Consider the following 22,598-nt stretch of genomic DNA (forward strand, 5'->3'; position numbering starts at 1 on the left):
ATTACCATTCTTTTTTTAATCAACCGAAGACCGAAATGAAAAAGCGACAATTCTTGCAATATATGGGAAGTGCTGCCATGGCCGCTCCCTTTTTTACCTTGCCATTGGAACCTGGTCAACCAGAGGCTGATATTCCGTATCCATCGGATAAGGATAGCGATGAATTTTGGGAACGGATTCGCGCGGATTTTAGGTTGAAACCGGACTACATCAATCTGGAAAGTGGATACTACAACATAATGCCGACCCCTATTCTTGAAAAATATGTGGAGCACATGAAAGAGGTAAACTACCAGGGTTCCTATTACATGCGTACGATTCAAGGTGACAACAAAAAGAAGGCCGCGGCTCGCGTGGCTGAACTGGTGAACTGTTCGGAAAAGGAATTGGTCATTACTCGTAATACCACGGAGTCCTTGGATTTGATCATTGGGGGCTATCCCTGGGAAAAGGGGGATGAAGCCGTGTATGCCGTACAGGATTATGGGGCCATGCAAGTACATTTTGAACAGATGGAAAAGCGATATGGCATCGTTTGCAAAAAAGTGTCCCTGCCCAACCATCCCAAATCTGATGAGGAAATCGTTTCGCTCTATGAATCGCAAATAACCCCAAAGACCAAGTTGTTGATGGTCTGCCATATGGTAAATGTGACCGGGCAGATTCTGCCCATCAGAAAAATTTGCGATATGGCTCATTCCTATGGGGTAGAGGTCATGGTGGATGGTGCGCATTGTGTGGGGCATATTAAAGTGGATTTGGCCGAGCTGAATTGCGACTATTACGGTTCCAGTCTGCACAAATGGCTTTGTGTCCCCTTGGGCGCAGGTATGCTCTACGTAGCGGAAAAGAACATCCCAAAGATTTGGCCGCTTTTGGCAGAACACGAGAACGATCCTACCAAAATCAGAAGACTGAACCATACAGGTACTATCCCTGTACATACCGATCTAACCATCAACGACTCGGCGGATTATTTGGAAATGATAGGATTGGAACGCAAGGAGGAACGGATGCGCTATCTGCAACGCTATTGGAGTGATCCATTGCGCGATGTGGAAAATGTGGTCGTCAATACACCAATAGAACCCCACAGGAGTTGCGGGATTGCCAACGTTGGTCTGTTAAATATGAAGCCAGGGGAAATGGCGAAAACCCTTTTGGATGAATTCAAGGTGTGGACCGTGGCCATAGATTTTGAAAACGTTCATGGATGTAGGATCACTCCCAATGTATTCACCACTACTGATGAACTGGATCAATTTGTGTCAGCCGTCAAGACCATGGCGAAGCGTGCCTAGGGATTGATGTAGTCGACCAGTTTTTCCGGACCTTCCAACAATACCCGAACAATTTGTAACGTACCATCGGGCTTGGTGGCAATGTGCCATTTGATAAGGGAAATCTGCCCATCTTCGATTTCAATCCCGGTAATGCTTCTTGGGTGAACGCAGCTACCATCATTAAAAAGAGGTATCTCGCCCGGTTCTGGAAATCGTGGTCTGTGGGTATGGCCAACAATCGTCAGCAGTAGATTTTTGCTCAAGATCCAACGTTTGGTCCGTTTTTCTATCCGTATGAGTTCTTTGTAGTTTTTGGCCGGACTGGTCGGGTCGGCAATGCCCACCACTTGAAGCGGTTTCCACAGGATGCGTACCAAAAACCGTCCTATGCGCCAACAGACGTAGTTCCACCAATCCGCTTGGTGACCGTGGGTAAGAAAGATCTGTTGTTTGGTATCCTTATGTTGCAGGATAAGAGCCTCGTGGTAGGTAATTCCTTGGAAGAGTGCTTTGTCTTTTCCGTCTATTGGTTCAAAATAATGGGAGAGGTTCTTTTTTACGTAGTCGGGATCTTTGTACACCATATCATGGTTGCCCCACAACATTTTAAGTCTCTTTTCCAAATGAAACTGCCGCAACAATTGGTAGACATTTTTATGAGCCTCAAAAATGGAGTCAAAACTGATGTTTTCCCAAAGCTCGTCCCCATCACCCAACTCAAAATAATGGAAACCTTCCCGATAGTAATGGTTCAGTGCATGGAAATAAATATTCCGATTGTTGGCAAAATCATCCGCGAAACTGTTGTCCCCCCTATGGCAATCACTGAAAAAGATGAACTTGGAACTGTCATCAAAAAGGATGGTCTCGGCGTTGTCATAAGCTCGGTCTAGTCTGGTGGCTGAGGACATGGGATTATTTTTGCTAAATATCCTTAAAAAAGGCAATTTATCCATAAAGATACCCATAACAAAGAGTGCAATTCTACTTTTTGTAACTTTACAGGTTCAACCCCGACTAATTCGTGTATGAAGCACAATTACGATACAGAAAGTCCGATAGTGCAATTGGTCAGTTTCAACAGTCTGTTGAAATATTATGATGACCTTGTCAACAGCCCAAATACCTACTTGGCTGAGCGTGCAAAGTATGTTTTGGAGGCACAGGCACCATACCCTGAATTAAGGGAGGGCTTCTCTGATCTATCGCTTCTTGAAAAGCACAAGGAGGTCATCAAGATCATCTTGGAGGATACCTTTGCCCCTGTGTTGACCAAAAATGAAATCAAAACGGCTTCCACTCCTTTTGAAAGCCTGGTTTTTAATTCCTCGGAGCGTTTTCAAAATATCTTGAAGGAGGCTGGTGATGATTTTGAGCTGGAAATCAGTAATATACCATCAGAGTTCAATTATATCATGAGGTGTACGGTCGTCCTGAAGTTTCACTACGGGTACAATCTGGATTTCAAACGACCTTTCTTTTACGATATTCCCGATGCCAATGGAGTGATGCACCGCTATCGCATTTTGTACAATGCGGATTTTATGGAGGTCATTCCAACCGAAAAAGCCAAGGAACTTACGCAGGAAGATGTGGATGAGCTCTTGGAAAATTTTGAAAACCTGGACCTCTGGAAGGAAAAAATACCACCAAACAGTTTTTTTGTCAAGGGTTTTGTCATTTCAAATATGTTCGACGTAACCGCGGAACATTCCATTTCGGAAATCAAATCCACCTTGATCGGAAGGGCCCAAAGGGGTAAGGAAAACTTCATGGAAAGTTTTGAGGATACCTTCAGGTCCCTGTTCAAGTTGAGTGATATTCGGGTAGGTTTTTCAGGATATGATGCCGGAGCCAATAATTTTTTCAAGATTTATGGCAAGGGGATGGAAAGCTATATCCTAAATGGTAAGGAAATTGAATCCTGCGATTCTATGCTCTGCGAACATTCCCACGGTAAACTGTTCCGGGAGGGCAAATATTTTGCCATCGCAAATGTGGAAAAATACTACCAACGGGCAAAAGGTAATGTGCAGCCCTACAAAAATCTGTTGGAACAGGGTATCAAGAGTGCCATTTTGGCCCCAATTTCAGTCAATGGAAACCTATTGGGGGTACTGGAACTGGTATCTGGCAAGATAAACGAGCTCAACAGCGTGAATGCCAATAAGCTGGATGACGTAATGCCCTACCTTATCTCCGCGGTGCTTCGGACCATTGAGGAAGAGGAAAATTTGATCGATGCGGTAATCCAGCACGAATGTACCTCGGTGCATCCTTCTGTGTATTGGAAGTTCCAAGAAGAGGCCAAGCGGTTCATGGCCGATGAGCTGGCGGGCCACCAACCTGTTTTCCATGAGATTGTTTTCAAAGATGTGTATCCGCTGTATGGACAGATAGATATCAAGGATTCGTCCAAGGAACGTAATCTTTCCATTCAAAAGGACTTGATGATCCAACTCTCCGAGATCAATGAAATCTTGGAGGTGGCCATCAAAAAATATGGTCTGCTTATTTATGAGGAGTTGATGTTTCGGGTAGGCACTTATTTGGATGAGGTGAAAGAGGCTTTGTTCACCCATACCGAACAGGCGGTTTTTGATTTTGTCAAAGAGCAGGTAAATCCTGTGTTCCAGCACTTGAAAAAAGAGGATGGGGAAATTGCGGAACTGCTCAAGAAGTATGAGGAAAAAATAGATCCTTCCACGGAGTCCTATTACGACCATCGCAAGAATTACGATGAAAGCGTCATGGAGGCCAACATGCAGTTGGCGGCCCTTTTGGATAAAAAGCAGGAAAAGGCCCAAGAAATGTTCCCGCACTATTTTGAAAGATACAAAACCGATGGTGTGGAGCACAACATGTACATAGGTAGCTCCATTGTAAACGATAGGGCTTTTGATGATCTTTACTTAAGAAATTTAAGGTTGTGGCAATTACAGGTCATGTGCGAAATGGAGAACAAATACTACGCATTAAAACCCAAATTGCCTGTTAAATTGGACGTTGCTTCCCTTGTTTTGGTGCACAGTACTTCCTTGGCCATCCGATTTAGGATGGACGAAAAAAGATTTGATGTTGATGGTACCTACAATGCTAGGTATGAAGTGATCAAAAAGCGAATCGATAAGGCTTATATCAAAGGGACCAATGAGCGTTTGACCCAAAAAGGGAAACTCTCCATTGTTTATAGCCAGCGTAAGGATGAACGGGAATACCTTCGATATATCAGATTCCTAAAGGCGAAAGGATATTTTACTGACAACATCGAAATTGTGGAGTTGGAAGGCCTTCAAGGGGTAACCGGGCTAAAGGCCATACGGGCAGAAATTTTGTACAAAAAGGACAAAAAATCAGAGCAGACCTATACCTATGACGATTTGATGGAGGAACTAAGGTCTTGATTTAAAATGGAATCCTATCGGGGCCAAAAAACCGAAAAGCAATTCCAAAAGCAAGTACCGAAACAATCATGCCCAACATGAAAATGTTGTAGGTGATTCTCAGTATTTTATATTTTTTGTTCAATACCAATCCAAGGAAATATAGGTCTTTGGTCAGTGATGAATACACATAATCCTTGTCCTTGGTCAGTTCGGACATGGCCCACTCATATTCCTCGAGCTTCATTTTATGAAAGTTGCCAAAGAACAACAGGTTCACCCTTTTTTGTTCCACATCCTCTTTGGTAAATTTTCCACTGGTGATGTTGGGTCTGGTGGCCAATACAGATAGGATCATGGAGGTAATGCTGAAAAGGATCAAGATCAACGTAGGGTAGATCAAATAGGTGTTGGAAGGGTTGTCCAACTTGGTGAGCAAATTCGCCAAAACCAATGATATGATGATGGCATTCACGGACAACAGAATATTTGCTTTGGTGTCCGCTATATCGCTGAGCTTTAAATGGTTACTCTGTGTGACCCGATACAAGGTCTGAATGCTACGGTCTGGGCTGTCGCTCTTGTATTTGGCCTTCAGGGCTTCTTTTTTGGCAATTGTTTTTTCGGTCTTCTTTTCCTTGAGCAATTGATTTAGGTTTTTTTCCTTGCCCTTCTCCCAATTGTCCTTGGCATAATCGGTATAGAATTTATGTTTGGTCCGGAACATTTGAATGTTCTTTTCCCGCCATTCTTTGGAGGAATAATCGGCTATGCCCAATTCCTTGAGTTCATCCCTTAGGTAGTCGGCGGTCTCCCAATAACTTTTTTGTGCAAAATGCGAAATATCGGCATCCCTAATGATTTCTTCCAGTAAATTTTCGGGTTCATGGCTCATTTTGGTGGCCAAGATCAAGTTGCTGACCTGTTTCGTGCCAGCATCATCATATCCATTTTCCTTTAGGAAAGATGCCGCCAATTTTGCACTGCTTTCTTCATGGTTTTCAGGTCCCTCAATATAACCTATATCATGGAGCCATGATGCCAGTAGTAGCCATTCGTTTTCCTCATCGCCCAAATCATAGAAGTTGAGCAATTCTTTAGTACTTTTAACAACGCGTTGGGTATGTCGTAGGTTGTGATACAAAAACCTTGGATCAAGTTTTTCGGATAGTAGTTCAGTTACAAAACGTTCAGTTTTTTCAACGATTTCCGACATATCTCATATTTGAATATCCAAAGTACAAAATTTTGGAGTCAACCTCACGGGATATGAAGAAACATTACTTTTTGGTCCTTTTACTGGTTTTGGGATACGGTTGTGCCACCTATGAGGCGAAATATGCCGAACCCTACTCAAGCACCTTGCCTTCAGATAAAAACAAGGAACTCGAGCATACCTTTTACTTGATCGGGGATGCCGGTCTATCACCGGAAGGAGACCTTAATCCAACCCTGAAAAGGTTCAAATCCGTTTTGGACAAAGCAGATAATAAGAGTACCGTTCTTTTTTTGGGAGATAATATTTATCCTGCCGGATTTGTGGATAAGGATGTTGATTCTGAAGGGCATGAACGCTCCAAGCACTATTTGGATGCCCAGTTGGCAACCTTGGAATCCTTCAAGGGCAACGTTATGTTCATTCCTGGAAACCACGATTGGTACAGCGGCGGTCTGAAAGGATTGGAAAGGGAGGAAAAGTATATTCAAAAGGCATTGGACAATAAAAATGTCTTTAAACCTGAAAACGGCTGTCCCATTGAGGACATTGAGATCAGTGATGATATCATGGTCATTGCCATAGACACGGAATGGTACCTGACCGATTGGGACAAGCATCCGACCATGAACGATAAATGTGAGATCAAAGATCGAGGCAGGTTTTTTGAGGAACTGGAGAGCTTGATCAAGAAAAATCTGGACAAAACCATCGTGATTGCGATGCACCATCCTTTGTTTACCTATGGGGAGCATGGGGGCCAGTTTTCCTTTGAGCAGGGACTGTATCCAACAGGAGGCAAAGTGCCTCTTCCCATCTTGGGTTCTGCGGCAAACCTGTTGAGAAAAACCTCAGGAGCTTCGATTGAGGACCTATCCAACAAAAAATACAATGAACTGAAAAAGCGGATCATCACCCTTTCACAATATTCGGACAAGGTGGTTTTTGTTTCGGGGCACGAGCATACCCTTCAATATATTGAAGAATACGGTAAACCGCAGATTGTTAGCGGCGCAGGCTCTAAAACGGGGTCTACCCGACTTGTGAACGGCAGCAAGTTTTCTACGGGGAGAGGAGGGTACACTATTTTAAAAGTGTTCAAAGATGGTTCTTCCACCGTTACGTTTTATGGTGCCGATGCAGATTCGGAAGACCTTTTGTTCAATACCCAAGTATTGCCTCCCGATAGGTCTACCACGGAGGTTGCCATGTCCAATGACTTCCCACCCTATAAAACAGCTTCTATTTACACACAAGAGGAGGTAACAAAAAGTGGTTTTCATAAATGGCTTTGGGGGGAGCGGTACCGAAAATATTATGGGACCCAGGTAAAGGCACCTACGGTGCTTTTGGATACTCTTTATGGAGGATTGAAAGTGGTACGGAAAGGTGGTGGCAACCAATCCAATTCCCTTCGATTGGCCGATAGCAAGGGTAGGGAATATGTGATGCGAGACTTGAGAAAAAGTGCTGAAAGATATCTTCAGGCCATCGCGTTTCAGGATCAGTACATCATTGGGCAGTTTGAAGGAACCTATACCGAAAAATTATTGTTGGATCTATATACCGGGGCCCATCCCTATGCACCTTTTACGGTGGGGAAACTTTCCGATGCCGTGGGAATCTATCACACCAATCCAAAGTTATACTATGTTCCCAAGCAATCTGTTTTGGGAGATTACAATAGTGATTTTGGTGATGGCCTATATATGATAGAGGAACATGTTTCGGATGACCATGACAATCTGGAAAGTTTTGGACGTACCAAGAAAATTGAAAGCACATACGACCTGATCAATAAACTAAGGGATGATGAGGAGTACAGTATCGATCAAAAAGAGTATGTCAAAGCTCGCCTTTTTGATATTTTAATCGGTGACTGGGATCGTCATGTGGATCAATGGAGATGGGCAGAGTTCAAGACAAAAGAGGGGAACAAGGTATACAAACCCATCCCAAGGGATAGGGATCAAGTGTTTTCCCGTTGGGGTGATGGAGTCATTATGGGTTTTGGCTCAAGGGCCGTTCCGGCACTTCGCATCTTTGAGGGATTCCATGAAAAGATTAGAAGTGTAAAAGGTTTTACTTCATCGCCCAGAACTTTTGCCTTGGACATGGCTTTGTTGTCCGAATCAGATCTGGACATGTGGATCGAAGAGGCAAAATTCATCCAACAACACATCAACGAGCAGGTAATCGATGAGGCTTTTATGGCATTTCCCGAAGAAGTGAGGGATGAAACGGTGACGACCATCAAGCATGCGCTTTTGTCCAGAAGGGACAACTTGGTGGAAACGGCCAAATCGTATTATGCCGTACTCAACAAATTCAGCGTGGTGACGGGTACGGACAAGGACGATTACTTCAATGTAGTTTCCCTACCCAATGGGGGAGTTGAGGTGAGAGCCTATCGTATAAAGGACGGGGACATGACAGATCTTTTCTTTAAAAAGACATTTGACCCGGCTTACACGAAAGAGGTATGGATCTACGGGTTGGATGATGATGATGTGTTTGAAGTAAATACTGAATCCTCAAGAATTAAAGTGCGTATTGTGGGTGGACAGAACAATGATGTTTACAAGATTTCTGAAAAGTCAAGAAATGTGTACGCATACGACTTCAAGACCAAAAAGAACACTTTTGATGAAGCCTATGGGGGAAAAACGAATCTGATCAATGACTACGATACCAATACCTATCAATTTTTAAAGATCAAATCCAGTAACAATCAAATTTTACCAACGTTGGGGTTCAACCCTGATGATGGTTTTAGGATTGGCCTAACCGATACGTATACCTTCAATGGTTTCAGACAAAACCCGTTTACACAGCAACATGTGTTCAATGCTGCATATTACTTTGCCACCAATGGTTTTGATATTGGGTACAAAGGAGAATTTGCCCATGTTTTCAATCAGGTAAACCTTGAGTTGAAAGCGAGGTTCACCAGTCCCTATTTTACCCTCAATTTCTTCGGTTTTGGCAATGAAACGGTCAATAATGATGATGTGGAACCCTTGGGTCTCGACTACAATAGGGTACGTATGAGGACCATTAGTCTTGCCCCATCCTTTATTTGGAGAGGCTATTTGGGCTCTAAAATCAGGTTAGGTGCTTCTTATGAAAGTATTGAGGTAGAGGAAACCCAGGATAGGTTCATCAATCTATTTTATCTGGAAAATGGGGAAGAGAGCCACCAGAGTTTTTTGGGTGTGGATGGGGAATACAGCTATACCAATACGGATAACGAGGCATTCCCAACCTTGGGGATGGGCTTTGCCCTGCACGGAGGGTTCAAGACCAATGTGGAACAATCGGGAAGATCTTTTGGGTATATCATCCCCAGTTTTTCTATGGACCATAAGTTACTTGCGAACGGCAGGCTAGTGCTTGCCACCAAGGCAAAGGGACATTTTACCCTAGGGGATGATTATGAATTTTACCAAGCGGCTTCCATTGGGGGCAATAACGGATTAAGAGGGTATAGGTACCAACGCTTTACGGGAAAAACGGCCTTTTACCAAAATACGGACCTGCGGTATAGCTTTAGTGGAAGACGTACCGGAGTGCTACCGGTAACCCCGGGCATCTATGGAGGTTTCGACTATGGTCGTGTATGGTTTCCAGGGGATTCATCCGATAAGTGGCATAATTCGTATGGTGGCGGTTTTTTCTTGAATGGAGCTGATATATTGACTGCCAACTTTGGTTTCTTCAACAGTTCGGATGGTATGCGATTTGCCTTTCAGCTCGGCTTTGGGTTCTAATGGATCACGTATCGATAGAGTTGTCTACCACCAAACCTATTTTCTTCGTCTGCAACCAGAAGCGTCTTGTTGTCCAAAAAGCAAATGGATTCAATTTGGGTGGAACAGTATAGGTCTATGGTCTCAATATGGGCTTCCGAAAAAGCAGGGAGATGAAAACCGGTAATCAAGAAAACTTGACCATAGCTTAAAAGGGCTATGGTATTTCCATCAGGAGAAATATCCGCGCTGGTCACGGAACAACGATCTTGGTCTCCACAGAGAAATAGGGAATCCAACAATTCAGCTTTGTAGGAACCTACTTGGTCTGGAACTCGGTATACCAATGTTTTACCACTGTAGGGGCGTGTTCTGTTTTTGGTGAAGATGTACAGATAACCCTGTGAATGGAAAAATCCTTCGGTATCGAAATACAGGCTGTCCTTCTGTGGGGGAAAGCTGTTCTGTTGAGGATATTGGAACTCGATTTTTTGTGCTTTGGGTTCTTTTTTACCTAATTGCCCCTTGGTTATTTTATAGATAGCGAGGTCTTTTCTGGAATTGTTGTTGTTCCCAAAATCACCAATGTATAGATTGCCTTCGGTATCTGTGGTCAACTCTTCCCAGTCCACATTTTTGGCATGGGCTATTTTTTTTGATTTGATGGTTTTAGCCTTTTGGTCTACCTCGTATATCTTATCTTGGTTGCCACTATCCTCAATGACCCAGAGATTACCATTTGGTGCCGTTTCCATTCCAGATACCTCCTTGAGTTTGGAAGAGAATTTTCCTTGAAGCTTCAAACTGCCGTATGGCAATTTTTGGGCACATCCCTGAGCCATTGCCAAAAGAAATATCAAGGCAATCTTATTCATCTGTCTCCTTTAAGGGTATATACACTTCGGTTTTCCATTCCAATTCGTCCCCTCCCATATTAGGATTGTTGTAAAAAACCTCTATGGGTTTTTCCTCTACTGGTATATTGTGTTCCTTGGCATAATCCAACAAATAGTACCATGCCCTGTCCGAAGTGATGTAGTTACCATTGTAAATGGTCTTCAATGCGTTTTTTTGAAAAATACGCTTATAAGTGATACTGGGATGTTCCGGTAATTTTTCAGAACGTATAATGGGGTAACAAAAATTGTAGGAGAGACTATCTTTTTTTAAATCCCAGTCCAATACCTCAACAAACGGAGGACCGTTCAATTTTACGTCATTCTCGAACAAAATGGAATTCAAGAACGGGTAATTGGCCATGATTCCGGCCGCTTTTTGCTCTGGAGCGGTCTTTAAAAAGACACAGGCACAGAATGTGGTGAATGTTTCCGCTTGTTCTATTCCGGAAACCTTGAACTTTTTAAGATGGTCGTTTAAAAATTCATTGAACGAAATGAGCCTTTTTCTAGATCCCTTTTCAAAATTATTGTCGGGAAAGATTACATCCAATTTGTTTTGCAGGGAGTTTTCTTCATCCTTGATATTCACAGTAACCTTGCTCAACGAATCATGAACCTTGGTTATTTCCCAGTCGTAAAGATGTACCGAATCATTGGCAAAAATCTTTTGTGTGAAATGTGTTGGACTTTCAAATTCAACGGGAGCAAAACTGTCCAGCGTTCGGTTCCAGGCCTTTACACTTTCATAAATTGTTCCAGGGATAGTCCTTGCATTAAAGCTGACCTGATAATCCTGCGGCTTTAAAAAAAGGTACCATATCATGGAAACCAAAAAAAGCGCAACGATAATTGATAAAATCTTCCTCATACCAAGGGGCAAAAATAAAGATTAGCCCTTAGTCATGTCCAATTTGTCCACAATAAATTTTCCTAGATCCCGTCCTTGTTTTACGCCTACCTCAATGGCGGCGCGGTAGTGGATACCCCCGTACATTCTACTGATGGCTGCCTCATCGGCCGCTTGTCTGAACGATTTAAAGGTTCTGATAGGAAGTCCATAGGGCAATTCAGTGTCGTCCTCAAAGGCGAAATCATCCCCAAAAACATCGGTAAGGGCCGTGGAAGCTGCTCCTGAGACCACACTGTGTCCACTGGTATATTCAGGGAATGGCGGTGTCTGAAGTACTGGTTCCCAACTGTCATCGATGTACTCGTTGATTACCGTTTCCGGACGTATGAGGTTACTTCGGTATTTTTCATCCCAACAGCTAATGAAGGCATCTGCAATGGCAATGGAGGTTTTGGTATAGGCATAAACAGTTCTGTCAAAATCCGCATTGGTGTTCCTGCATGCAATTTTGGTAATCCCGATCCAGTGTGCGCCAGGGGTTATTTTTTTAGTGGCGAACATCAGGTGGCCCCTTGTGACGGAAACGTACGGATTACAATCCCAAAATTGGGCAATGGCAATCTCATCGGATTTATCGCCTTTGCCGATCATGGATTTTTTTACCTCGTACACTTCCATTACCTCCTTAAAAAATTGAGAGTCTTTGTCCAATGAAAAAGAGGGTGGGGGTATTGGTTTAAATTGTGCCGCAGAATCCAAGGCAAAGGGGCGAATCTTGCTCCAGTGCGGTTCTATGCCATTCATATAGGCGGGCGGAGTAGGCTGCCAACGAGTAGGATCTTCAGAATCTACTGTAAACTTTGGCATGGTGCGAGTTTCTTTATAGTTATCTTTGTTCATCCAAGCGGCAATATAATTGGCCACTTCCAAACCATATTCCTTGGAGGCATTGAACTCTGATTCGTTTTGGTTTGCCCAAACAGAATACAAGCTATCGCGATAATTTTCTAATCTTTCTTCGGAAAAAATAAGTCGCTTGCTCAAATCAATGTGCGCAATGAGGGCAGCTAGGTCATAATTGATGTTTTCCGAGTTTTTGGGGTCTGGAATACTTGTTAATTCGGTTACTTGGCCTGCCAAGGATTTATATTTATCATTTTTCTTTGCGATGATTTCATAAGCTGCAATGTTGGGGTAAGCAAAGATCCTACTGGCCACGGGAGGAGAAAAGATGTCATGGATCATTATCTCGACGACTTGGTCCACGGATTGATGGAATTCCTCAGCGGTGACTACAATGGGCTCTTCTTTCTTTTGACAGGATGTCAAAACCAATAATACGAATGCAATTAAACTTACTTTTACTTTCATGGCCTTTTGATTAATTGATTTTATAGACTTGTGCTTTGTCATTATTGAATACGGCTAGTAGATATTTTTGTCCATCCAAGTTGATGGTCCTAAGATGGCGTAATGATTTTTTGGTAAAGTCCAGTCCCAGAACATTACCCAGAACAACTTCATTTTCATTTTTGAGCAATGCCCCTGGGAAGGAATCCAAACGTCCGTGATAGGGCTTCACGCCAAAATAATTTCCTCCTATCAAGGCTTCTGCGGTGCCGTCCCCGTCAAAATCATCCACAAGGAATGTCATGATCGGAGAGACCTGGAGTTCATTTTTAAAGGGAACGAATACATATTTCCCGTTGTCGTTTCTCAAATATCCGGATTGAAGGGTATTGACCTCCAACAACGTGGATTTTTTAAGGATATCATCTCCAAAGAGTTCTTGCATGGTCTTGCCTGCAAAAGACTTGTAACTGGTGTATTTCTTTTTAAGGAACACCAGTTGGGAAGCAAGACCGTCCAAGGTTTCCAACGGATAGTACTTTCCATTTTTTTCCATGGACGTGACCGTTTCAGTTTGCCCGTTTTTGTCAAAATCATTGAAATACAATTTCATGGGATACTCCTGTGATGCCTTGAATTTGGAATTGGTCCCCCAATTTCCTAGTAAGTAATCCATATCCCCATCTTGATCAATGTCAAAAGCTTCAATGGCCTCCCACAGTCCTTTTAGGTTCAGGTCATTCATCAAAGTGAAACGATTCTTTTCATTTTTGAGGAACTTGGGTGACATCCATTCTCCAACCAATATAAGATCAGCGAAGCCATCGTTGTCAAAATCGCTCCAAAGGGCATCGGTCACCATTCCTTGGGAATGCTCTTCAAACCCTTTGAATATTCGGAAGGTGCCATCCACATTTTCCAAGATATAGGAGGTGGCCGGTGCGCCGAAACGTGAAGTAATGGTATGCCCTCCCACAAACACATCCAAATCGCCATCTTGGTCAAAATCAAAAGGACGCACAACAGAGGAATTTTGAAAGAATTTGGGAAGATCCAACGACACAAAAGTGGAATCTTGTTGGATGAAGCAATTGTCCACCAAGGCGTCCGATTTTCCAAAAAAGTCACCGCCTCCAGAGGTAATAAACAGGTCGTTTTTGCCATCCTTATTGAAATCCATTATGGTCGCTGAAATATTTTCCTTGATGGAATCTTTCTGGAGTGAAGGGTAATTGTGCTTTACAAAAGTAGAATCCTGTTGCAGGTAAATTTGTGACGGTTCAAATTTGGACCCACCAAAATAGATGTCCTCTTTCCCATCCCGGTTCAAATCGCCAATAGCAAGTGCAGGACCTCTATCAGAAACTTGGTAAGGAATCAACTTTTCACGGTTAAAGTCGGTATAGTTGTCCTCCACATGTGTAAAATCCAACCCCAAATTATTGGCAACTGGGCTGAAGAGTCTTTTTTGTGCTTTATGCAGTGAACGGTAATCAAAAGGCCTGGTGTTTTCTGGTTCCACGGTAAGCATTTGATTTACGGCAACATTTTTCAATACCTGATACGTCCTATCTGGCCATATGATCTTGATGGAATCTATTTTTTGGATGTTCCCATATCCGAAATGGATCATCGGTTCAGAAGAGGCCTGAAATCCACGGGAGGGGAACAGTTCCTTAAACTGTAATCCGCCGTTTTGATAGGAATATACCTTGGTTCCGATGCCAAAAGTGTTCTTTTTGGTATACTTGAACTTTAGTTCAAGAAAGTTTCCTTTTTTGTTGGCCTTGTTGATGTACAGGGATGCCGGTTGGTTAATGTTGTTGGTCACCAGGTCCATATCCCCATCCCCATCAAGGTCACCCATGGCGGTGGCGCCTGAAATGAGGGTGTCCTTGGTGATCCAATTGCCCGACATGTCCTTAAAGTTCAAGTCCTCATTTCCTTGAAAAACGTAATTGTGCACATTGCCTGAGGGCATAAGATCCAGGGCCCTTTCATCCACCAATTTGGTATTATCCAATTTTTTCTGGATTTGTTCGCTGGATACAAAGTTGATAAAATCCAAGTCGTTGGGTCTTTTGGGGATGCCATTGGAAATGAATACATCTTGATGGCCATCAAGATCGTAATCCGCAAAAAGGGCACTCCAGCTCCAATCTGTGGCAGCAATTCCACTCATCAGGGCCGTTTCCATGAAATTGCCATCCGGTTGGTTCACAAAGAGCATGTTCCTGGTAAATTGATAGTGGTACCCAAACCGATCTATCCGCATTTTTTGTGTTTGGATGTTGTCATCTCCTTCAGAGGATTTTAGTGCCACTTCATCTTCTGGGAGCATGTCCAAAGACATAAAATCAGGCCTGCCGTCATTGTTGATGTCGGCTACATCGTTCCCCATGGAGAACCTACTGGTGTGTCCAAAATATTTTCTGAGGCTTTCTGTAAAGGTTCCATTACCATTGTTTAAATAGTAATAGTCATCCTCGTGGAAGTCGTTGCCCACATAAATATCGGGATATCCATCTTGGTTGAAATCGGCGATGGCCAATCCCAAACCATAACCGTTGATTCCACCATAAATACCAGCTTCTTCGCTTACATCTACAAATTTACCGTCATCGTTCCTCATGAGTTTGTCCCCGGTCTCATAACGACGTTCATATCTTAGGTCGAAGCGTCCAAATGAATTTTGGGTATGGACTGCGTGGTTGAGCAGGTATAGGTCCAAATCGCCATCCAAATCATAATCAAAAAAGGTGGCATTGGAACTATAGGAGTCAAAATCGAGCCCATATTTGGCGGCACTTTCGGTAAAGGTATTATCCCCATTGTTGATGTACAGTTCATTGAACCCATTGAACCCATTAATGCCCACTACGGCACACACATAAATGTCCAAAAGACCATCCCCGTTTACATCCGCCATGGTAGTGCCCGTGTTCCAAGTACTGTTGCCTTCAATCCCTGCAGTACCGGAAATATCCTCAAACTTAAGGTCGCCCTTGTTCAGATACAATTTGTTCTTTACCTGGTTGCCAGTAAAGAAAATATCAGGAAGACCATCGTTGTTGATGTCCCCAATGGAAACCCCGCCACCGTTGTAAAAGTAGAGATAGTCCAAAATACTGAGATCTTCCGTTGAGGTCAGTGTATTCGTGAATTCGATTCCCGTGTCTTTTGGTTTGGGGTTTTCAAAAAGGCTGCCCTCCTTTTTGCAGGAAACAAAAAGGACAAAAACAAGGATTATGGACAAAAACCTATTCATTGATGGCAAATATCTTAGGTTTATTGTTGTTGATCGCGGTAATGACAAAGGTCTTACCATTTTTGTCCTTGAATTGCTCAATATATTTTACCTCATCCCTGACCTTGAACCCACTGGTGCCATACTCCTGCCACGTAAAGCCCAATTTACCATCCCCTAACAATAGATTGCCCTGGCTGGCATCCAATCTGGAAAATTGTGGTTTGAACTCAAAATTATTGCCTGCCATGATCAGGTCTAGATTTCCATCATGGTTCACATCGGTACACGTAATGTCGCAAATGCACGAAAGTTGCACCCTAGGCGGCAAGTTTTGGATTCGGAACTTGCCCCCTCCTTCATTGATGGCGATTACCGAGGCAGAAGTCTCCACTTTTTTCACGATGGACTTTGCCAGTACATCTTCCGGGAAGAGTTGGTGAATGGTTCGATTTGCATAGTCAGAAGCTTTCAAGTTCTGTTTTTTGAGTGCCGGTAATTGTTCCGTAAGCTCTCTTTTTTGATGGATGGGATAATCGCCACCATTTTCTTGTAGGGTAACGATCTGTTCTATGGTGCCGTTGTTGTCGTAGTCATTGATCCACATTTTCATGGGGGCATATTCGGTGGGTTTGTAATGTAGGTTCAACCCTTGATTGCCCAAAATCAGATCTTGATCTCCATCGCCATCCAAATCGGCAGCTTCCACAGTGTTCCACCATCCGTATAAACTATCCAGTGAACTGGACATTTTTGTCAATCTTCTGCCTGTGTTCTTATAAATTTTTGGGGTGTCCCACTCTGCCGTTACAATAAGATCTTTTTTATTATCACCATCAATATCTACCCATTTGGAATCGGTTACCATGCCTGCGTCTTTGAGGTCATACCCCAAACGTTCGGTTACATTGGTAAAAGTGCCATCTCCCATATTCTCCAGAAATAGATGGTCGGGAGACAAGCCATACACACCTACCACACTGCGTGATCCGATAAACACATCCATGTCACCATCACCATCAAAATCGTAAGGGGCAATAGTGGAAATATTCTTGAAAGTGGAAGGTAACTCATTTGGGGATTTGGTGAAATTTCCTTTGCCATCGTTCAAGTATAGACGAGCCCTATAAGTTCGTTGTTCCCCAACATTGTTGCCTCCAGAGCCAACCATCAGATCTTGGTCCCCGTCACCATCGGCATCGAAAAATGCAGCGGCTACGTCCTCAAACTCTTTGTCATTTTCAAACACATCCAATTTCTTTTGGGCCACTTTTCCATTGCCGGAATGGATGTACAGGGCACCCGCTTGGCCACTGGCCCCACCAATGTAAAAATCCTCGTTACCGTCTCCATTGACATCAGCCACAGCAAGTGAAGGCCCTTCTTGCGACAATTTTTCATAAATAAGGCCCTCGTAATCAAAATCATTGTAATTGTCCTCTTTGTGAGTTACAAAACTATTGGTGTCCAACTCGTTCAAGTAGGATTTTTTGGACTCTTCTTTTGGAAGCTTGTAGGTTTCCTTTGCATTGGCATGATTAAAAGTGATGACTTGGTTGGAAGGAATGTTTTCCATTTTTTCGGTAAGGTCGTCTGGCCATACCACCCTGATGGAATCCAATTTTTCGGTTTTGCCCAGACCAATGGTCATTTCATATCCCATAGAAGACTGGAACCCACGGGATGGGATCAGTTCTTGGTTCACAATATTGCCATCAAAATAGAATTTGGCCAATGCACCGACCGCAAAAGCATTGGTTTTGGGTCCTTTGAACTTCAACTGAATAAAGTTGTTGTGTAACTGTGTGTCAGCATTGTTCTTATATACAAAGGCGGGCGTGTTCACATTGTTGATGACGAGATCCAGGTCGCCATCATTGTCCAAATCGGCATATGCCGCCCCATTGGATCGGGAGGGGAGGTCAAAGCCCCATTCCTTGTTGGCATTTTTGAACGAGATGTCCCCATTGTTTTTATAGGCATAATTGGGTTGGGGTTTAACAGGCATTTTACTGATAATGGAATCAATGGATTCCTTTTTGCCTGTCAAAGCCATTTTTTGCACGATTTCGTTTGCAAAAAAGTCAACAAAGTCCAAATCCGTAAGGTCGTGGTTAATCCCGTTGGTGATGAATATGTCTTTCAGTCCATCATTGTCCATATCAAAGATCAGTCCTGCCCAACTCCAGTCCGTGGCGTCGATACCACTGTAATAGGCAATCTCAGAGAAGGTGCCATTGCCATTGTTAAGCTGAAGGGTATTCTGAATATATTGCTGCCCGAAATCTTTACTTTGTTTTAGATTAAAAACATTGTATCCTTCAAATTCCATGACTGATTTCACCCTGTTCTCCTTCTCGGGAAGCATATCGGTGATAAAGATATCATTGTGCCCATCATTGTTGATGTCGGCTACATCGATTCCCATTGCGGAAAGGCTCAGGTGGGAAGTCCAATCCTTGATTTCTTCCTTGAATGTTCCGTCTTTTTGATTGATGTAGAGATAATCCCGTTCATAAAAATCGTTCGAAACGTAAATGTCAGGATAGAGGTCACCATTGAAATCTGTCACCAAAACTCCAAGACCAAAACCAATAAGACTACCGTAGATTCCGGCTTCTTCACTGACATCCACAAATTTGCCATTATCGTTTCTTAAAAGCATATCTCCCACTCCCTTGAAGATATCTGGAACCCCTTCCCAATCTTGGGCCCTAACGTCTCGCTGTTCGGCATAACCAAGGCTACTTACCGGAATATTGCTATTGTTCAGGATGTAAGCGTCCAAATCCCCATCCTTGTCATAATCAAAAAAGGAGGCATGAGTGGTAAACCCGGTTTTGGCGAGATTGTATTCCTCCGCTTTTTCGGTAAAGGTGAGGTCCCCATTGTTGATGTAAAGGTCATTGTCATGGTTATTGCCTTCCATGTTACCGGCATTACAGACATAAATGTCCAAAAGGCCATCTTGGTTTATATCCACCATGACCACACCAGTGGACCATGGTTTGTTTCCCGTTACCCCCGCACTTTCGGAAATGTCCTCAAACTGGAAGTTGCCCTTGTTCAAGTAGAGCCGGTTGGCCACCATGTTCCCGGTCAGATAGATGTCCTGAAGGCCATCATTGTTGATATCACCAATGGCCACACCGCCACCATTGTAAAAGTTTCTGTATTTGAAAATATTGAAATTCTTTTGGTTTTCTACCTTGTTTACGAAGGTCACACCGGTTTCTTCCGGGGTCAACAGGGTATAGAGCGTTTCGGTTTGCTCTTCTTGGGTCTCTTGGTCAGCCTCCTTGTTTTTGCATGCCAGGGAGAGTATCATCAAAAGGCATGGAACGGCATATCTCAGTTTCATCTATTGTGCTGTTTTTTTCACTAAAAAAATGGGAGCCTCGTTGTTCAATGAAATGATGAACACCTCTTTCCCATTCATATTTATTTTTTCAATTGTTCTGGCAGCGCCGGAAATTCCTAAGTTATGCTTCCAACTTATGTTGCCACTTTCATCATTTTGCAATAAAAACCCGTGTGAAGCGTCTAATCTACCAAGTTGGGTGCTTATCTCAAAATTATTGCCTACCATTAATATTTCATTAATCGTTTGTTTATCGTTCTTGTCCAGATAAATATCATTCACCGTGGATGACTGTGCCAACCATGGTAGTTCTTTGGTTGCAAAGTTGCCTTTTCCGTCATTTTCGAAATAAGATGTACCCAGGACATACACCTTCCTTTTAGTGGATTGGTCCAATTTATCCTTGCCAAAAAGTTCCTCGAGGGAGGCCTTGGCAAAATCTTTATAGAATAGAAACTTCTTGTTTAAAAAAGGCATTTGCTTCGCTAGCTCGTCCTTGGATGAAAATGCAGTTTCCTTATCGCCGTGAAAATGGGTCACCACGGTTTCAATGGAGCCGTTGCCATCAAAGTCATTGATATAAAGGGTAATGGGTTTCTCTACGGAGGCATGGAATTTAGTGTTCAACCCCCAATTGCCTGCCAGTATGTCCATATCCCCATCATTGTCCAAATCAGCGAGCTCAAGGCAGTTCCACCACCCATTGGTATTTTCGAGCCCATTGTCTTTTTGTTTTACAAGGTATTGGCCATTGTTCATAAAAACAGTAATGGGATTCCAATGCCCTGCCACAATAAGATCAGGAAAGCCATTTTTATCCAAATCGGTCCAAACTATATCCTTTACATTGCCTATATCTTTAAAATCTGGGGCAAAAGTGGAGGTCATGTCCTTAAAATTTCCATTACCATCATTCTCTAAAATGAACTGATTGGATTTTATCCCGAATTTTGCGGGAACATTGTTGGAAGCAATGCAAAGATCTAAATCCCCGTCTTTATCCATATCAACGGCTACCACTTTGGAAGCATTGACCTCTATGCCGTCAAACTTGTTTATTTCTTTGGAAAATTTGCCGTTTTCATTCCTGTAAAATCTGGGTTGAAGGGGTTTTCCACGGGTAAATTCATTTCCACCACTTACCACGACGAGGTCGAGGTCCCCGTCATTGTCCGCATCGAAGAAGGCCTGGTCAATGTCCTCATTGATAGCGTCAGGTCCGAACAGTTCGGGCTGATGTTCTTTAAAAGAGCCTTTTTCGTCCTGAAGGAAAAGTGCCGAGGCCTGATTTTTACCTCCACAGATGAACAGATCTTCCTGTCCATCATTGTTGATGTCCGCTACGGAGATTGAAGGTCCTTCGTTGGAGTAGGAAAAGGGAACCAAGGGGTTCCGGTCGAAGTCGAGCGACGGATACTCTTTATGTACAAAGTCAATCGGGTTTTCCATTTTTGCATACTCTGATAGAGTGGATTCGGTTCGATTTTCGTAAAAATTTCCCGATGCATTGGATATGGATACTTCCAAAGTTCTGTTGGCCTCAATATTAAGCAAGGTTTCATAAGCGCCCCCAGGCCATACAATCTGGATGGAATCGAGGATTGAATCCCGCCCAACACCAAAATTCAAAGAATAGTCCTTGGCGGAAAGAAACCCTCTTGTTACTATATTTTCTTGGACCGCCTGCCCATCCTTTTGATAAACAATGGCTTTGGCTCCAAGGCCCAAACGGTTCTCGGGGCTTCCTTTAAATTTAATTTTGATAAAATTGTTCCCGGTCAAGGTGTTTTCCATCACAAAGGCCTCTTGGTTAACATTGTTCACAACCACATCCAAATCTCCATCGTTGTCCAAGTCGGTATAAACGCAACCATTGCTAAATGACGTTATTTGAGGTGCCCAAGAGTCGGTGACATTCGTAAAGGTTGCACTCCCGTTATTCTTATAAAAGTAATTCTGGACTTTTTTGGTAGGTAAACGATCGATCAGTTCCATATCCTTGTCGGTAAGCCCTTTTTCTATGGTTTTCTGGATCTCTTCATTAGAAATGTAATTGATATAATCCATATCATTGGTCACACCCTGTATCCCATTGGAAATGAATAAATCTTTAAAGCCATCGTTGTCAAAATCTGCAAAAAGGGCACCCCAGGACCATTCTGTGGCATCAATACCGCTAAGGTTCGCGATTTCCCCAAAATTTTCCCCATCTAGGTTTAGTAGCAAGGCATTCTGCATGTATTGTGGTGCAAAACCGTTTCTCAAATATTGTTGATAAACGGGATAGGGATACTCCAGACCGGAGGTTTTATAGGTTTCAAGATCTTCGGGCAACATGTCTAGGGATAAAATGTCGGAGAGGCCATCATTGTTGATGTCCGCAATGTCATTTCCCATGGAGAAATGGGTGGTATGCCCCATTTTTTTATCGTCCTCGGAAATGGTTTCTTTAAACGTACCATCTTTTTGATTGATGTAGAGATAGTCATTTTCAAAAAAATCATTCCCAACATAGATGTCCAAATATCCATCATTGTTGATGTCGCTTATGGCCAATCCCAATCCATAGCCAATGGCTCCCTGAAAAATGCCAGCTTCTTTTGAAACGTTTGAGTAGTGTCCATCATCGTTTCTATAAAGGATATCGCCAGACATGGAATCCACTATTTTTCTTTTGGACCCTTTTCCATAAGATCGGTTGGGGTTAACCGAGTGGTTCATCAGGTACATGTCCAGATCCCCATCAAGGTCGTAATCAAAAAAAGCAGCTTGGGTAGCATAACCAATGAAGTCCAGGCCATAATTGGATGCTTCTTCCTTGAAGACAGGAACTCCTTTTTCATTGTTACCTTGATTGATATAAAGTAGGTTTTGTCCCTGGATACTCCCGTGGTCGCCCACTTTACAGATGTAAAGGTCCAAAAGACCATCGTTGTTAATGTCGACATGAGTAACCCCTGTGGTCCACCCTGTATTGTTATTAATATGTGCTGCGGTGGTGATATCCTCAAATTGAAAATTCCCCTTGTTCAGGTATAATTTATCCGATCCTTGGTTGGATGTAAAATAAAGGTCGACCAAGTTGTCCCCATTAAAGTCGCCCGCGGCAACTCCCGCCCCGTTATAGAAGTAGAGATAGTTAAGAATATTTAGTTCCGGGGTTTGTGTGAGTTCATTTTTGAACGTAATCCCGGTATAACTGGAATCTTTTAGTTCAAACAATGTTTTAGGTCCTGATTTTTCACAGCAAACCAAGGTTA

11 protein-coding genes are annotated in these 22,598 nt (G+C 43.0%); 3 read left to right on the forward strand and 8 right to left on the reverse strand.

The genetic code is table 11. The annotated features are described in order from the left end of the window. Nucleotides 1–35: 35 nt before the first annotated feature. Nucleotides 36–1,301, forward strand: a complete 1,266-nt coding sequence (locus D2V05_RS11645; RefSeq protein ID WP_119647828.1) for an aminotransferase class V-fold PLP-dependent enzyme — start codon at nt 36–38, stop codon at nt 1,299–1,301. Here D2V05_RS11645 and D2V05_RS11650 read toward each other — a convergent pair. Further along, on the reverse strand, nt 1,298–2,194 hold the full coding sequence (locus tag D2V05_RS11650) for a metallophosphoesterase family protein (protein WP_119647996.1): 897 nt from the start codon (nt 2,192–2,194) through the stop codon (nt 1,298–1,300). The genes D2V05_RS11645 and D2V05_RS11650 overlap by 4 nt on opposite strands. A gap of 117 nt (nt 2,195–2,311) precedes the next feature. Here D2V05_RS11650 and D2V05_RS11655 point away from each other — a divergent pair, with 117 nt between their 5' ends. Continuing rightward, complete coding sequence (locus D2V05_RS11655; RefSeq protein WP_119647829.1) at nt 2,312–4,687, forward strand: GAF domain-containing protein; 2,376 nt, start codon at nt 2,312–2,314, stop codon at nt 4,685–4,687. Between the two features lies 1 nt (nt 4,688). Here D2V05_RS11655 and D2V05_RS11660 read toward each other — a convergent pair whose 3' ends face one another. Next, on the reverse strand, nt 4,689–5,882 hold the full coding sequence (locus tag D2V05_RS11660; protein ID WP_119647830.1) for a Pycsar system effector family protein: 1,194 nt from the start codon (nt 5,880–5,882) through the stop codon (nt 4,689–4,691). 53 nt (nt 5,883–5,935) lie between these two features. Between D2V05_RS11660 and D2V05_RS11665 the strand changes: the two genes are divergently transcribed. Next, the gene (locus D2V05_RS11665; RefSeq protein WP_119647831.1) at nt 5,936–9,652 is read left to right on the forward strand and encodes a metallophosphoesterase; all 3,717 of its coding nucleotides are present in this window, start codon (nt 5,936–5,938) and stop codon (nt 9,650–9,652) included. Here the strand turns inward: D2V05_RS11665 and D2V05_RS11670 are convergent. From D2V05_RS11670 to D2V05_RS11695, 6 genes are all read right to left on the reverse strand, one after another. Then, on the reverse strand, nt 9,649–10,506 hold the full coding sequence (locus D2V05_RS11670) for an NHL repeat-containing protein (RefSeq protein WP_119647832.1): 858 nt from the start codon (nt 10,504–10,506) through the stop codon (nt 9,649–9,651). The genes D2V05_RS11665 and D2V05_RS11670 overlap by 4 nt on opposite strands. Further along, a complete protein-coding gene (locus tag D2V05_RS11675) occupies nt 10,499–11,353 on the reverse strand; it encodes a GyrI-like domain-containing protein (RefSeq protein ID WP_235855444.1) in 855 nt (284 codons plus the stop codon). Before D2V05_RS11675 ends, D2V05_RS11670 begins: the two co-directional genes overlap by 8 nt. Nucleotides 11,354–11,419: 66 nt before the next feature. Continuing rightward, the gene (locus D2V05_RS11680) at nt 11,420–12,751 is read right to left on the reverse strand and encodes a vanadium-dependent haloperoxidase (RefSeq protein ID WP_119647997.1); all 1,332 of its coding nucleotides are present in this window, start codon (nt 12,749–12,751) and stop codon (nt 11,420–11,422) included. Between the two features lie 10 nt (nt 12,752–12,761). Further along, nucleotides 12,762–15,998: a VCBS repeat-containing protein gene (locus D2V05_RS11685; RefSeq protein WP_119647834.1), complete on the reverse strand. Its 3,237-nt coding sequence runs from the start codon at nt 15,996–15,998 to the stop codon at nt 12,762–12,764. Next, a complete protein-coding gene (locus D2V05_RS11690) occupies nt 15,991–19,338 on the reverse strand; it encodes a VCBS repeat-containing protein (protein WP_119647835.1) in 3,348 nt (1,115 codons plus the stop codon). The genes D2V05_RS11685 and D2V05_RS11690 overlap by 8 nt, the downstream gene beginning before the upstream one ends. After that, nucleotides 19,339–22,560 (reverse strand): VCBS repeat-containing protein, encoded by a 3,222-nt coding sequence (locus D2V05_RS11695; protein ID WP_235855445.1) that lies wholly within the window; start codon nt 22,558–22,560, stop codon nt 19,339–19,341. It lies immediately after the preceding gene. Nucleotides 22,561–22,598: the final 38 nt, after the last annotated feature.

Source organism: Flagellimonas pelagia (genome assembly GCF_003584135.1).
Classification (GTDB): Bacteria; Bacteroidota; Bacteroidia; order Flavobacteriales; family Flavobacteriaceae; genus Flagellimonas; species Flagellimonas pelagia.

Coding starts and splice junctions, on each gene's coding strand:
- D2V05_RS11645 (WP_119647828.1), top strand. CDS start 36: ATGAAAAAGCGACAATTCTTGCAATATATGGGAAGTGCTGCCATGGCC.
- D2V05_RS11650 (WP_119647996.1), bottom strand. CDS start 2,194: ATGTCCTCAGCCACCAGACTAGACCGAGCTTATGACAACGCCGAGACC.
- D2V05_RS11655 (WP_119647829.1), top strand. CDS start 2,312: ATGAAGCACAATTACGATACAGAAAGTCCGATAGTGCAATTGGTCAGT.
- D2V05_RS11660 (WP_119647830.1), bottom strand. CDS start 5,882: ATGTCGGAAATCGTTGAAAAAACTGAACGTTTTGTAACTGAACTACTA.
- D2V05_RS11665 (WP_119647831.1), top strand. CDS start 5,936: ATGAAGAAACATTACTTTTTGGTCCTTTTACTGGTTTTGGGATACGGT.
- D2V05_RS11670 (WP_119647832.1), bottom strand. CDS start 10,506: ATGAATAAGATTGCCTTGATATTTCTTTTGGCAATGGCTCAGGGATGT.
- D2V05_RS11675 (WP_235855444.1), bottom strand. CDS start 11,353: ATGATATGGTACCTTTTTTTAAAGCCGCAGGATTATCAGGTCAGCTTT.
- D2V05_RS11680 (WP_119647997.1), bottom strand. CDS start 12,751: ATGAAAGTAAAAGTAAGTTTAATTGCATTCGTATTATTGGTTTTGACA.
- D2V05_RS11685 (WP_119647834.1), bottom strand. CDS start 15,998: ATGAATAGGTTTTTGTCCATAATCCTTGTTTTTGTCCTTTTTGTTTCC.
- D2V05_RS11690 (WP_119647835.1), bottom strand. CDS start 19,338: ATGAAACTGAGATATGCCGTTCCATGCCTTTTGATGATACTCTCCCTG.